General features: G+C 66.7%; 13 protein-coding genes and 1 tRNA gene. 5 read left to right on the top strand and 9 right to left on the bottom strand.

From position 1 onward, the window contains the following. Window positions 1-146: 146 nt before the first annotated feature. The 4 genes from htpX to def form a co-directional block, all read right to left on the bottom strand. Complete coding sequence (gene htpX / locus HWX55_RS17245) at window positions 147-1,004, bottom strand: zinc metalloprotease HtpX (RefSeq protein WP_011546484.1); 858 nt, start codon at window positions 1,002-1,004, stop codon at window positions 147-149. 100 nt (window positions 1,005-1,104) lie between these two features. Then, a complete protein-coding gene (locus HWX55_RS17240) occupies window positions 1,105-1,746 on the bottom strand; it encodes a LysE family translocator (RefSeq protein WP_124556226.1) in 642 nt (213 codons plus the stop codon). 120 nt (window positions 1,747-1,866) lie between these two features. After that, entirely contained in the window at window positions 1,867-2,859 is a 993-nt protein-coding gene (gene fmt / locus HWX55_RS17235) for a methionyl-tRNA formyltransferase (RefSeq protein WP_175976592.1), read from the bottom strand. A gap of 34 nt (window positions 2,860-2,893) precedes the next feature. Further along, entirely contained in the window at window positions 2,894-3,397 is a 504-nt protein-coding gene (gene def, locus HWX55_RS17230) for a peptide deformylase (protein WP_006485794.1), read from the bottom strand. A 185-nt stretch (window positions 3,398-3,582) separates the two neighbouring features. Here def and dprA point away from each other — a divergent pair, with 185 nt between their 5' ends. The 3 genes from dprA (at window position 3,583) to HWX55_RS17215 (ending at window position 8,106) form a co-directional block, all read left to right on the top strand. Further along, complete coding sequence (gene dprA / locus HWX55_RS17225) at window positions 3,583-4,899, top strand: DNA-processing protein DprA (protein WP_175976591.1); 1,317 nt, start codon at window positions 3,583-3,585, stop codon at window positions 4,897-4,899. Window positions 4,900-4,935: 36 nt separating this feature from the next. Then, window positions 4,936-5,316, top strand: coding sequence for a thioredoxin family protein (locus tag HWX55_RS17220; protein ID WP_175976590.1), 381 nt, complete (start codon window positions 4,936-4,938; stop codon window positions 5,314-5,316). Window positions 5,317-5,508: 192 nt separating this feature from the next. Continuing rightward, window positions 5,509-8,106 carry a DNA topoisomerase III gene (locus tag HWX55_RS17215; protein WP_050011118.1) on the top strand — a complete coding sequence of 866 codons (2,598 nt, stop codon included), beginning with the start codon at window positions 5,509-5,511 and terminating at the stop codon, window positions 8,104-8,106. Window positions 8,107-8,215: 109 nt separating this feature from the next. Here the strand turns inward: HWX55_RS17215 and HWX55_RS17210 are convergent, their stop codons facing one another. Beyond that, complete coding sequence (locus HWX55_RS17210; protein ID WP_175976589.1) at window positions 8,216-9,259, bottom strand: LysR family transcriptional regulator; 1,044 nt, start codon at window positions 9,257-9,259, stop codon at window positions 8,216-8,218. Window positions 9,260-9,685: 426 nt separating this feature from the next. On the opposite strand from HWX55_RS17210, the gene HWX55_RS17205 reads away from it, so the two are divergent. Continuing rightward, complete coding sequence (locus HWX55_RS17205; RefSeq protein ID WP_050011116.1) at window positions 9,686-10,699, top strand: D-2-hydroxyacid dehydrogenase family protein; 1,014 nt, start codon at window positions 9,686-9,688, stop codon at window positions 10,697-10,699. A gap of 61 nt (window positions 10,700-10,760) precedes the next feature. Here HWX55_RS17205 and HWX55_RS17200 read toward each other — a convergent pair whose 3' ends face one another. Both HWX55_RS17200 and HWX55_RS17195 read right to left on the bottom strand, forming a co-directional pair. Next, entirely contained in the window at window positions 10,761-11,627 is an 867-nt protein-coding gene (locus tag HWX55_RS17200) for a patatin-like phospholipase family protein (RefSeq protein WP_175976588.1), read from the bottom strand. Window positions 11,628-11,635: 8 nt separating this feature from the next. Continuing rightward, the gene (locus HWX55_RS17195; protein WP_050011114.1) at window positions 11,636-12,040 is read right to left on the bottom strand and encodes a PaaI family thioesterase; all 405 of its coding nucleotides are present in this window, start codon (window positions 12,038-12,040) and stop codon (window positions 11,636-11,638) included. A gap of 190 nt (window positions 12,041-12,230) precedes the next feature. On the opposite strand from HWX55_RS17195, the gene HWX55_RS17190 reads away from it, so the two are divergent. Beyond that, window positions 12,231-12,306 (top strand) — tRNA-Lys (locus HWX55_RS17190). A 25-nt stretch (window positions 12,307-12,331) separates the two neighbouring features. Here the strand turns inward: HWX55_RS17190 and HWX55_RS17185 are convergent. Continuing rightward, window positions 12,332-13,399, bottom strand: coding sequence for a site-specific integrase (locus HWX55_RS17185; RefSeq protein ID WP_175976587.1), 1,068 nt, complete (start codon window positions 13,397-13,399; stop codon window positions 12,332-12,334). Between the two features lie 212 nt (window positions 13,400-13,611). Beyond that, window positions 13,612-13,866, bottom strand: coding sequence for a hypothetical protein (locus tag HWX55_RS17180; protein ID WP_175976586.1), 255 nt, complete (start codon window positions 13,864-13,866; stop codon window positions 13,612-13,614). Between the last annotated feature and the right edge of the window lie 23 nt (window positions 13,867-13,889).

The raw sequence follows: 13,889 nt of genomic DNA, 5'->3' as shown, positions 1-13,889 counted from the left end.
GCGATCCCAAACCGCGCATTGTAGCGTGCGGCCATGCTGCCCCTTTGGCCCCTTTACGGCGCGCACAAATGAAACACCCCGCAGCGCGAAGCATGCGGGGTGGCGAAGCGACCCCGCGCGGCAGCGGCCGCGCGGGTCGCCAAGCGTCACTCGAAGCGGCCGGTGCGCGCCATCTCCATCAGGCGCGCGATGCGCTCCTCGGTGGCCGGGTGCGTCGAGAACAGGTTCTGCAGGCCACCGCCATGCAGCGGATTCATGATCATCATCTGCGCGGTTGCCGGGTGCGCTTCGGCCGCCTGGAACGGGATGCCCGCCGCATAGCGATGGATCTTGTCGAGCGCGGTGGCGAGCGACTGCGGATCACCGGAAATCTGCGCGCCGCCGCGATCGGCCTCGAACTCGCGGGCCCGCGAAATCGCCATCTGGATGAGCGCGCCGGCGATCGGGGCCAGTAGCGCGACCGCGATCCCCGCGATCGGGTTGGCCGGCCGGCCGTTCTCGTCGCGCCCGCCAAAGAACATCGCGAAGTTCGCGAGCGCGGAGATCGCGCCCGCCATCGTCGCGGTGATCGTCGAGATCAGGATGTCGCGGTGCTTCACGTGCGCGAGCTCGTGCGCCATCACGCCGCGCATCTCGCGCTCCGACAGCACGCGCAGGATGCCCGTCGTCGCGGCGACCGCCGCGTGCTCGGGGTTGCGGCCCGTCGCGAACGCGTTCGGTGCGTCCTCGTTGATCAGGTAGACGCGCGGCATCGGCAGGTTCGCGCGCGTGGCCAGCTCGCGCACCATCCGGTAGAACTGCGGCGCCGTGTTCTCGTCGACTTCCTGCGCGTTGTACATGCGCAGCACCATCTTGTCCGAGAACCAGTACGAGAAGAAATTCATGCCGAGCGCGAACAGCAGCGCGATCGTCATGCCGCGCGAGCCGCCGATCATCCCGCCGATCACGATGAACAGGGCCGTGATCGCGGCCATCAGCATCGCCGTTTTGACCCAATTGAACATACCCACTCCTTATCCGTCAGGGGACCCGCCGCGCATCACAGCGCACGGCGGAAAATTGTAAGCGATTTGTTAGATAAGGTCTTGCCGGAAAAATTCAATCTCAGCGTTGCGAAGCGGCGAGACGAAGGCCGAGCCCGACGAAAGCGCTGCCGACCGTGCGGTCGAGCCACTTCCTGACGCCCGGCTTGCCGGAAAAGCGCTGCGTGACGCTGCCCGCCACCCACGCGACCACGCTCGTCCAGACCGTGCTCATCGCAACGAACACCGCGCCGAGGGTCAGGAACGCCCAGGCCTTGTGCGGGCTGTCGGCCGATACGAACTGCGGAAAGAACGACACGAAGAACAGCACGACCTTCGGATTCAGCACGTTGGTCCAGAAACCCTGCATGAACAGCTGGCGCAGCGGCTTGGCGGCCGCGGCCTGCGCGGCTTCGGCGCCCGACGGCGCGGCGGCCTGCTTCGCGATGATCATCCGCACGCCGAGATAGATCAGGTACGCGGCGCCGACCAGCTTGATCACCGTGAACGCGGTTGCCGACGCAGCCAGCAGCGCGGTCAGGCCGAACGCGCAGGCGAGCGCATGGACGCAGCAGCCGGCCGAAATGCCGAACGCCGACATCAGCCCCGCGCCGCGCCCCTGCGCGACGCTGCGGCCGACGATGTAGGCCGTATCGGGACCGGGCGTGATGTTCAGCAGGAAAACCGCGAACACGAAGAAGCCGAAATGGGTGATGCCGAACATGAAAACCTCGAAACCGGAGAGCGCAGGGAAATTCTACGCGCGCCTGCCGTCCAGCGCGACTCGGCCGTCCGGCCAGTTGCGCCGGGCCGGCGGACCGGGTCGAATGACGCTCGGGCCGTGTCAGTCCACGTCGGGCAGCGCGAACCGCTGGCCGGCGGCGAGCGGCGAACCGGCGAGGAATTCCCGCGCGGGCAGCCGCTTGCCGCCCGGTTTCTGCAACTGGGTCGCGCGCAGCGCGCCGCTACCGCATGCGACCACCACGCCTTCCGGCGCGGCTTCGACGATCGTGCCGGGCGCCGCGTCGGCAATCGTGGCCGGCGCTGCCACGGGCTCGGCCGCCCACAGCTTGATGGCCGCGCCGTCGAGCGTCGCGACGCCGCCCGGGAACGGATCGAACGCACGCACCTGACGCGCGAGCACGTCGGCCGGCTTGCGCCAGTCGAGCGCCGCTTCGTGCTTGCCGATCTTTTCCGCGTAGGTCACGCCGTCGGCCGGCTGCGGCGTCGCCGGCAGCGTGCCCTCGCGCTCGAGCCGCACGAGCGCGTCGACGATCAGCCGCGCGCCGTCGGCGGCGAGCCGGTCGTGCAGCGTCGCGGTCGTATCGTCGGGCGCGATCGCGAGGCGCGCCTCCTCGATCATCGCGCCGGTGTCGAGGCCGACGTCCATCTGCATCAGCGTAACGCCCGTCTCGGCGTCGCCGGCCTCGATCGCACGATGGATCGGCGCGGCGCCGCGCCAGCGCGGCAGCAGCGACGCGTGGATGTTGATGCAGCCGGCGCGCGGGATGTCGAGCACTTCCTGCGGCAGCAGCAGGCCGTACGCGGCCACCACCATCACGTCGTGCGGCGTCGTGCGCAGCAGCTCGATCGCGTCGGCCGCCTCCGCCGGGTACTTGCCCGCGCGGCGCAGCGACGGCGGCTGCGCGACGGTCATCCCGTGCTCGACGGCGTAGCGCTTCACGGCGCTCGCCTGGAGTTTCATCCCGCGCCCGGCCGGGCGATCGGGCTGGGTGAGCACGAGCGGCACCGGGAAACCGGCCTCGTGGATCGCGGCAAGGGCGGCCGCGGCGAATTCCGGCGTGCCGGCAAAAATCACGCGCAACGTATGGGTCATGACAGCGTTCGGGGTCGGGCTGGGCGCACGCGCATCACATCGCGCGTTCGAGTTTCTTCATCTTCGTCTTGATACGCGTCTGCTTGAGCGGCGACAGGTATTCGACGAACACGCGGCCCATCAGGTGATCCATCTCGTGCTGGACGCACACCGCGAGCAACCCTTCGCAGTCGAGCTCGAACGTCTCGCCCTGCTCGTTGAGCGCGCGCACGCGCACGTGGTCGGGACGTTCGACTTCGTCGTAGATGCCGGGCACCGACAAACAGCCTTCCTCATAGGTCTGCTTCGCGTCGCTCGACCACACGATTTCCGGGTTGATGAACGCGCGCAGCTCGTTCTTCTCCTCGGAGACGTCGATCACGATCACGCGCTCGTGCACGTCGACCTGGGTGGCCGCCAGGCCGATGCCGGGCGCCGCGTACATGGTCTCGGCCATGTCGGCGACGAGCTTGCGGATCCGGTCGTCGACCTTGTCGACGGGCTTCGCGACCTTGTGCAGCCGCTTGTCGGGGTAATGAAGAATATTGAGCAAAGCCATGGTGTTCGGTATTCGGTGGAGCGGCGCGCCGCATCGGCCATCCGGCCGGCTGGCGCCGCCGCCGGGATGCAATGAAGATGACGCGGATGCGTGGCATATCAATGCCGCGGATCGCGCCTCCTGCAATCGGCCGGGCGCCTGCGCGCACGGCCCTGTCGAGTATTTCGGATGATGAAAATTTTATCATGGCGCCACGCGCTCCGCTGGACGCCGCATTCGAGGGCCGCCTCATGTCCCCGCAAGCGCTGACGCCCGCCGCGCTGCGCGCCTGGCTGCAGCTCGCGCATGCGCCCGGCCTCTCGGCCGCCGTGCTACAGGCGCTGCTCGCGGCATTCGGCTCGCCGGCGGCGTTGCTGCGTGCGTCCGACGAAGCCATCGCCGCCGTGAGCAGCCCCGCCGCCGCGCAGGCCGTGCGCGCAAGCGAGCGCGACGATCTCGACACGCGCACCCGCGGCGTGCTCGGGTGGCTCGACGGGCCGGGCAACGGGCTCGTCACGCTGAGCGACCCGGCCTACCCGCCGCGGCTGCGCGACCTGCACGATCCGCCGCCGCTGCTATATGTAAAGGGGCGGCTCGACCTGCTGCACGCACACGGCCTCGCCATCGTCGGCAGCCGCCATGCGACGCCGCAAGGGCTCGCCGACGCCGCGCACTTCGCCCACGCGTTGTCCGACGCGGGCCTCACGATCGTCTCGGGCCTCGCGCTCGGGATCGACGGCGCCGCGCATCGTGGCGGGCTCGACGGCCGCTCCGGCACCGTCGCGGTGATCGCGACGGGCGCGGATCTCGTCTATCCGGCGCGGCACCGCGCGCTCGCCCACGAGATCGCCGCGCACGGCACCATCGTGTCGGAATGGCCGCTCGGCACGCCGGCCCGCGCCGCACATTTCCCGCAGCGCAACCGGTTGATCGCCGCGCTCGCGATCGGCGTGCTCGTCGTCGAGGCGGCCCCGCGCTCGGGCTCGCTGATCACCGCGCGGCTCGCGAACGAACTGGGGCGCGATGTGTTCGCGATGCCCGGCTCGATCCACGCCCCGCTCGCGCAGGGCTGCCACGCGCTGATCCGCGACGGCGCGAAGCTCACCGCGGCGCCGCTCGACGTGCTCGAGGAATACGGACTGGGCGAGCCGGCCGCGCGCGCAACGGGCGGCGCGACGCGGGTCGGCAACCGGGGCGAGAACACCGGTGCGATTCGCGAACCCGAAGCTACCGGCGTCGCGCCAGCGGATCGCGCCGTCGCGGGCGCGCCGTCGTCCCCTCGCATCGAAGCCCGGCCACCGGGCAACTCGTCGGAGCAGGCGGTGCTCGCCGCGCTGGGATACGGGCCCGTGACGTACGAATGGCTCGCCGAGCACAGCGGCCTGTCCGACGACGTGCTGCATGGCGCGCTGCTCGCGCTGGAACTGGCCGGCCGCGTCGCCAGCGTCCCCGGCGGGCGCTTCGCGCGGCTTGATGCGGCGCCCACCCCGTCCGCGCGGGGCGTGCTACATTCCCCGGCATAGGGGCGGCCCGGCCGCCGACGCTACCCAAGGAATGCCATGCCCGCGCTGAATCTCGACACCGACGCAGATCGGATCGCCGAGCGCCTCGCCGATCCCGATACGTTGCTGGTCGCGTGCCTGTGCGCCGACTGGTGCGGCACGTGCCGCGACTACCGGACCGCCTTCGACCAGCTCGCCGACGCGCATCCGGACGCCTGCTTCGCATGGATCGACATCGAAACCCATGCCGACCGGCTCGACGATCTCGACGTCGAGAACTTCCCGACCATCCTGATCGAGGATGCGCACACCGCACGCTTCTTCGGCACGGTGCTGCCGCACGCGGCGATCGTCGAGCGCATGCTGTCCGACCTGAGCGCGGTGCCCGGTGCGCCGCACGCACCGAAATTGCGCGACGTCCTGAACGTCGAAGCCTGAATTCGCGGGCCGGCGCGGCGGTTTGGCGCAGGTTTGCGCGCGCCGCCGCGCCCGGCGCTTGCCGCCGTTGCGGCCCCCCTCTATGATGAGCCGCTTTTTACACGCCGAGCCGCCGTCGCTGCGGCGTGTGCTATAAAGCGGTCGTAAAAGGGACCTACACCGGCGAACCCGGTCTACCAACACACACCTGTCATGTCCAAAGCACTGATCATTGCGGAAAAGCCTTCTGTCGCGAACGACATCGCACGCGCTTTGGGCGGCTTTACCAAGCATGACGAGTATTACGAGAGCGACGATTTCGTCCTTTCGTCCGCTGTCGGCCACCTGCTGGAAATCGCCGCCCCGGAGGAGTACGAGGTCAAGCGCGGGAAATGGAGCTTCGCGCATCTACCCGTCATCCCCCCGCATTTCGACCTGAACCCGATCGCAAAAAGCGAGTCGCGCCTCAAGGTGCTCACGAAGCTGATGAAGCGCAAGGACGTCGACCGCCTGATCAACGCATGTGACGCGGGGCGCGAAGGCGAGCTGATTTTCCGCCTGATCGCGCAGCACGCGAAGGCGAAGCAGCCGGTCCAGCGGCTCTGGCTGCAATCGATGACGCCGCAGGCGATCCGCGACGGTTTCGCGAACCTGCGCAGCGACTCGGACATGCAGCCGCTTGCCGACGCCGCACGCTGCCGCTCGGAAGCCGACTGGCTCGTCGGGATCAACGGCACCCGCGCGATGACCGCGTTCAACAGCAAGGGCGGCGGCTTCTTCCTGACCACCGTCGGCCGCGTTCAGACGCCAACGTTGTCGATCGTCGTCGAACGTGAAGAGAAAATCCGCCGCTTCGTCCCACGCGACTACTGGGAAGTGAAGGCCGAATTCGCGTGCGCAGGCGGCTTCTACGAAGGCAAGTGGTACGACCCGAAATTCAAGCGCGACGAATTCGATCCGGAAAAGCGCGACTCCCGTCTGTGGAGCCTGCCGGCCGCCGAAACGATCGTCGCCGCCTGCCGCGACCAGGTCGGCACGGTGTCCGAGGAATCGAAGCCGTCGACGCAACTGTCGCCGCTGCTGTTCGACCTGACGAGCCTGCAGCGCGAGGCGAACGGGCGCTTCGGCTTCTCCGCGAAGAACACGCTCGGCCTCGCGCAGGCGCTGTATGAAAAGCACAAGGTGCTGACCTACCCGCGTACCGACGCGCGCGCGCTGCCGGAAGACTACCTGTCGACGGTCCAGTCCACGCTCGAGATGCTCAAGGAGAGCAACAACTACCTGCCGCATGCGAAGCAGGTGCTCGACAAGGGTTGGGTGAAGCCGAACAAGCGGATCTTCGACAACTCGAAGATCAGCGACCACTTTGCCATCATCCCGACGCTGCAGGCGCCGAAGTCGCTGTCCGAGCCGGAGCAGAAGCTGTACGACCTGGTCGTGAAGCGCTTCCTCGCGGTGTTCTTCCCGGCGGCCGAGTTCCGCGTGACGACCCGGATCACCGAAGTCGCCGGCCACCACTTCAAGACCGAAGGCAAGGTGCTCGTCGAGCCGGGCTGGCTGCAGGTGTACGGCCGCGACGCCGAAGGCGCGGACGCGAACCTCGTGCCGGTGCAGAAGGACGAGAAAGTGAAGACGGACGAGATCGCCGCCGTCGCGCTCGTGACGAAGCCGCCCGCACGCTACTCGGAAGCAACGCTGCTGTCCGCGATGGAAGGCGCGGGCAAGCTGGTCGAGGACGACGAGCTGCGCGAGGCGATGGCCGCGAAGGGCCTCGGCACGCCGGCGACGCGCGCGGCGATCATCGAAGGCCTGCTCGGCGAGAAGTACCTGCTGCGCGAGGGCCGCGAACTGATCCCGACCGCGAAGGCGTTCCAGCTAATGACGCTGCTGCGCGGCCTCGGCGTGAAGGAACTCACCGCGCCCGAGCTCACCGGCGAATGGGAATACAAGCTGTCGCAGATGGAGCGCGGCAATCTCGGCCGCGACGCGTTCATGCAGGAAATCGCCCGCATGACGCAGCAGATCGTCAAGCGCGCGAAGGAATACGATTCCGACACGATTCCCGGCGACTACGCGACCCTTCAGACGCCGTGCCCGAACTGCGGCGGCCAGGTGAAGGAAAACTACCGCCGCTTCGCGTGCACGAAGTGCGACTTCTCGATCTCGAAGATCCCGGGCAGCCGACAATTCGAGATCCCGGAAGTCGAGGAGTTGCTGCAGAAGAAGGAAATCGGGCCGCTGTCGGGGTTCCGCAGCAAGATGGGCCGCCCGTTCTCGGCGATCCTCAAGCTGTCCTTCGACGACGAGACGAAGAACTACAAGCTCGAGTTCGATTTCGGCCAGGACCAGGGCGGCGAGGAAGGCGAAGCGCCCGACTTCTCCGCGCAGGAACCGGTCGGCGCGTGCCCGAAGTGCAAGGGCCGCGTGTTCGAGCACGGGATGAGCTACGTGTGCGAGCACTCGGTCGCGAACCCGAAGACCTGCGACTTCCGCTCCGGCAAGGTGATCCTGCAGCAGGAAATCACGCGCGAGCAGATGGGCAAGCTGCTGGCCGACGGCCGTACGGATCTGCTGCCGGGCTTCAAGTCGTCGCGTACCGGCCGCAACTTCAAGGCGTTCCTCGTGAAGCAGCCGGACGGCAAGATCGGCTTCGAGTTCGAGAAGAAGGAACCGAAGGCGGCCGCGGCGAAGAAGACGGCCAAATCGGCGACGAAGGATGCCGAAACCGTGACCGAAGGCGCCGAAGAGAAACCGGCGCCGGCACGCAAGACCGCCGCCCGCAAGACGACGGCGCGCAAGACGGGTTCGTGACGGCCCGGCCGCCGGGCGCCGCTTCGAGCGTGCCCGGCGCCGGCACGCAGCCATGAAAAAACGCGGATCGATCGATCCGCGTTTTTTATTTGCGCCGGCCGCCGAGCCGTTACAGCGGCGACGGCACCGCCACGCGCGTACGCGGCGAGCGCGCAAGACGCGGCTGCAGGTTCGGATCGGTCGATTCGGGCGGCTCGGCACGCATCTCGACACCGATCGGCGGCGCGCTCTGCGCAGCCCACTGTTCGCCGATCGTCGCGTCGGTCGCGTGGCTGAAATGCTCGACGAGGTGATCGATGAACGTCCGCACCTTCGCCGGCAGATGGCGCCGGCTCGGGTACGCGATGTTGATCTCGACCTGCGGCAGCCGGAAATCCGGCAGCAGCCGCACGAGCGCGCCGCGCGCGATGTCGCTGCCGATCAGGTAGCTCGGCAGGATCGCGACGCCCATCCCGAGCAACGCGAACTGGCGCAGCATCGCGGTGTTGTTCGCGACGATCACGTTGGTCGGGCGCACGCGCACTTCGCCGTCCGGCCCCGTGAACACGCGCTCGTCGCCCCAGTATTCGGTCGGCAGGCTCAGGGCCGGGTGCTCGGCGAGCTGTTCCGGATGAATCGGCACGCCGTGCTTCTCCAGATAGCTGGGCGTCGCGCACACGGTCATGCAGCCGGTGGTCAGGCGCCGCGTGACGATGCTCGCGCTACGCATCTGGCGCGTGACGACGATGCCGACGTCGAAGCCTTCCTCGACCAGATCGACCTGTCGGTCGACCAGCGTGAGATCCGGCACCACTTTCGGGAAATTCTCCGTGTACGACTGCAGCACGGGCGCGAGGTTGTGCAGGCCGAACACGACCGGCGCGACGATGCGCAGCGTGCCGACCGGCTCGTGATTGCGTGCGACGACCATCTGCTCGACGTCCTCGAGCTCGTCGAGGATCTGGCGGGCACGCTCCAGATAGACCTGACCCGACTCCGTCAGGGAGAGGCTGCGCGTGGTGCGGTTAAGCAAACGCGTGCCGAGCCGGCCCTCCAGATCGGCGACGTGGCGCGTCGCGACCGCGTTGGAGATATCCATTGCGCTCGCGGCCCGCGCGAAACTGCCGAGATCTGCAACCTTGACGAACACGCGCATCGACTGCAAATGATCCATAAACGACTCCTGCCGCTGTTACAACTTCAAAAAGATGAAGCAAATGCGTAATTCTCCTACGACAGCGGAAATGATGCAGAGTTGCTCAACAAGGGGCCCGTTGACGATAAAAATAGTCAAAAATCCTCGCCTTCTGCGGATACTTGATCCAATTATTCTGCTTGAAGCAACAATTGGGTGAACCTCGGCGAGTAAACGGCCGAATCAGAAAGGACGTGTTTGATGCGACACAACAGCGCACCCGTGTGCACGGGCCGGGAGCGGCGCCGGGGGCGGCAGGGCCGATTGCGGCGGAGCGTAACAACCTGTTAAAAAGACACCACCAAGGCGGCCGACGTTGCATCATGTCGGCCCCGGCCGGGCGAGACGGCCGCGCAAGCTGCGCCGCCGCCCCTGCCGCTTTCAACGCGCGACACCCCGTTCACCATGAAAATTGCCATCCTCGACGACTACCAGGACGCCGTCCGCAAGCTGAACTGCTTCGAGATGCTCGCCGGCCACGACGTAAAGGTCTTCAACAATACGGTGCGCGGCCTCGGACAGCTCGCCAGCCGTCTGGCCGAAGTCGAGGCGCTCGTGCTGATTCGTGAACGAACCCCGATTACGTCCCAGTTGCTCGCCAAGCTGCCGAACCTGCGCATGATCAGCCAGACCGGCCGCGTGTCGAGCCACATCGATCTCGACGCGTGTACCGATCGCGGCGTCGCGGTGCTCGAAGGCACCGGTTCGCCGGTCGCGCCGGCCGAGTTGACGTGGGCGCTCGTGATGGCCGCCCAGCGCCGCATCCCGCAATACGTCGCGAACCTGAAGCAGGGCGCCTGGCAGCAGTCGGGCCTGAAGACGTCGGCGATGCCGCCGAACTTCGGCCTCGGCCAGGTGCTGCGCGGCCAGACGCTCGGCATCTGGGGCTACGGCAAAATCGGCCGGCTCGTCGCCGGCTACGGCAAGGCGTTCGGGATGAACGTGCTGATCTGGGGCCGCGAGCATTCGCTCGAAGCCGCGCGCGCCGACGGCTACACGGCCGCCGACAGCCGCGAGGCGCTGTTCGAGCAGAGCGACGTGCTGTCGCTGCACCTGCGCCTGCACGACGACACGCGCGGGATCGTGAAGCAGGAAGACCTGATGCGGATGAAGCCGACGTCACTGCTCGTCAACACGAGCCGCGCCGAGCTGCTCGAGGAAAACGCGCTCGTCAACGCGCTGTCGCACAACCGCCCGGGGATGGTCGCGATCGACGTGTTCGAAAGCGAGCCGATCCTGCAGGGCTACAGCCTGCTGCGGATGGAAAACGTGATCTGCACGCCGCACATCGGCTACGTCGAACGCGAAAGCTACGAGCTGTATTTCAGTGCCGCATTCCGCAACATTCTCGCGTTCGACGACGGCGACATGTCGAGCGTCGCCAACCCGGAAGCGCTGACGCCGATCCGCAAGCGCTGATCGCACGGGCTGCGCGGGTCGCGCGGCCCCTTTTGCCCTTTACTCCCTTCCCGATCGATCGTCAGGCGGCCACGCAGCCGCCCGTCATCGCGCCGACGCGCGTGAGAAAGTGCTCGCCGTCGCGCCGCCCGAGATCGTACGCATGCCGCATCTGCGACGGGCTCGTGTAATCCCAGCTCGAAATCGGCACCTTGCTCGACGGCTGCACGTACAGCCGCCGCTGGTCGCCATGCGCGACCGTGAACATCTGCGGACGCGGATACAGCCGCGTGACGAGCACCAGCACGTCGCCCGGCGACGGGTCGAGCGCATCGACCGGCACGTTGTCGACCATCCCGCCGTCGAGCACCGGCCGGCCGCCGCGCCGCAGTACCGGCGTGAACGGCGGCGTGCAGGACGACTGCAGGATCAGGTCGGCGAGTTCGTCGACGTGCGTGCAGGCCTGCGCGCGCACGAATTCCGGCCGAAAGCCGAGCGTGCGCCCAAGCGTCGGGTGCAGCGTCTTGCGCACGTACTTTTCGATGTTGTATGCGACGAGGCCGGCGGCCACCGCGCTGCGCGCGCCGAGCCAGCGCGGCACGTGCGACACGCCGATGCGGATCTCCGGCGCCGCGGCGAGCTTCGCGAACGGCTCGCCATAGATGTCGAGCAGCGCCTGACGGTAGATCCGGTAATGCGGAAACACGGGCTCACGCCCGAACAGGTTGCCCCAGTACGCATTCTTCCGGTTGTGGCGCAGCGCCTCTTCGTAATAGCGCATCACCCACGCGGCGTCGCGCGTATACAGCATGCAGGCGGTCGCCGCGCCGGCCGAGATGCCGGTGATCACGCGCGGGCGCAGGCCGAGGGCCGGCTGCGCGACGTCCCAGAAGCCGGCTTGCCACCAGCAACGATTGCCGCCGCCCGCGAAGACGATCTGGTCGAACATCGCGCCGCTCAGCTGATGAGCGCGTAGGTCGACGTCGCGTGAACGGCCATCGTGCCGTCCTCGTCGAACAGTTCGACTTCGCCGAACACGAGGTTGCGGCCCATCCGCAGCACGCGCGCGGTGACGAGCACGTCGCCCTTGCGCACCGGACGCATGAAATTCGTGTTCAGCGACACCGTCGTCATCGGCCTGAATTCGCCGAGCGCGGCCGAGATCGCGACCACCATCGCGGTGTCGGCGGCCGCCGTGAACACCTGGCCGCAGATCACGCCGCCCGAATGACGGAACTCGCCGGAAAACGGCAGGCGCAGCGTGACGCTGTCGTCGCCGATCGACACGGGGACCAGACCCAGCGAGCGGACCCACGGGGCCAGCAGGCGATCCAGCAATTCGCGGACTGCGTTTTCGTCCATCTTCGAATGTCCAGAAAACGTTGCGCGACCGCCGCGCAACGCGTGTGGCGTCATCATACCGGGAGCGCGCAAACTGCGACCGCTCGTTACCGCGCCGACAGCCGCCACCGTCTTGACGAAATATTTTCAGGAAATTCGAAGAAAGGGCTTGCCATGCCCTGAAAACCCCGGCATAATCTTTCTTCTGTTGGGGGCGTTAGCTCAGTTGGTAGAGCAGCGGACTCTTAATCCGTAGGTCGAGTGTTCGAGTCACTCACGCCCCACCAAAGAATTCCCTTCAGAATCAAGAAACTATGCCGCTCTAGCCAGCGGCATTTTTTCTTTCTGCTCCCCCAATTTTGACCAAAACTTGACCGTACCTGCGTGTTCGGCCAAGTGACTGGGGGCGAGGTGGGCGTACTTCTGCACCATCTCAATCGTTTCCCACCCGCCCAGTTCCTTCAGCACCATCAACGGCGTGCCGCGCTGGACATGCCAGCTTGCCCATGTGTGGCGCAGGTCGTGCCAGTGAAAATCGTCAATGCCGACTGCTTGGCAGGCCCGCTCCCAGTCTCGTGTGTCGATTTGCTGGATGCGAGCATCGAGCCCTTCCCCGCGAGTGAAAACGAGACGCTCCGAAGACTCTAACCGGCGAGCCAGCACACCCACCGCGTCGTCGTTCAGCGGCACTGAGCGCGCACGCTTGGATTTCGCCCCCTCATGCGTGATCCACGCATTGCACTGGGTCAAATCGACCTGGGACGGCGTAAGCCCAAACAACTCGGACTGACGCATGCCCGTGGCGACCGCCACAATGGTAGCGTCACGCATCCAGGGCAATCGCAGTGCATTGATGAGCGCCGCGATAACCTCGGGCGGCTCCCATCGGACACGCACGTCCGGCTCGAAGTACCGGGGAAGTTTGGGCACCCGGTCGATCCACTCCCATGCCTCGCACAGATTCAGCAGACGCTTGATAGTCGCGATATACCGATTGCGCGTGCTGCCGGTCAGCGGCTCGGCACGCTTACCCTTGACGACTCGATGCGTGGGCAAGGCGTCCGTGATTTCGTCGGCTGTTAAAGAACGAACCGAGCGGCCCGAGAACTGCTCGCGCCAGTAAGCGACATGCCGCAGCTTGGTGGCGTAGTCGCGCTGGCCCTCACACTCCCGCAAGAACTTAACGGCCGCTTCCTCGAAGGAGCGATCAGGCGCTTCGCCGAGCTTGTCCTGTCGCCACAGTTCAGCTTTCAGGCAGTCGTGGTATTTCTGGGCCGCCTTCCGGTCTTTGGTTTCAGTAGAGCGTCTAATTCTTTCGCCGCCTGGCGTGCGGATGTCGAGGTGCCAGACCCCGGAATTTTTATCTTTGCGGATGGACATTGATTCTCTCCAGCGACCCGCATCGATAGCCGGGTCACATTGTTCTTGGTTTCACAGAGTTCGGCAAGCCGGGACGGCAATACGCGCCAGACGCGTGAGCCCGGCAACCGGAACCCGACACGGTGCCGCATCGCGAAAACCGTGCTGTAGGACAGTTGCAGTCGGTCTGCAACCTGCTGCAGCGTCAGGGCCATTTCGTCATTCATGGCGGCTCAGCCTTCTTTGGCGCCGACCAGCATGGTCACGATGGGGGCGCGCCCCCGTGTCCGCTCCACAGTAATCAGGCCCGCTTGCTGGAGGCGGTCGAGCGCCTCGTATTTGGCGTCCCGGGCGACCCCCAGAACGGCCAGCGCCTTCGCTCCCAGCTTGACGGTATGGGTCTTCTGGAGGCCGGCCAGGTATTGCAGGGCCAGCGCCACATGCAAGGTCTTCCCTGGCAGGCAGGCCGCCCGGCCGATCCAGTCCAAGGGGATGGGCCCCTTGATGAACC

It is taken from the genome of Burkholderia sp. BCC1047 (genome assembly GCF_902833155.1).
GTDB classification, from domain to species: Bacteria; Pseudomonadota; Gammaproteobacteria; order Burkholderiales; family Burkholderiaceae; genus Burkholderia; species Burkholderia sola.
This window is presented reverse-complemented; position numbering and strand designations above follow the sequence as displayed.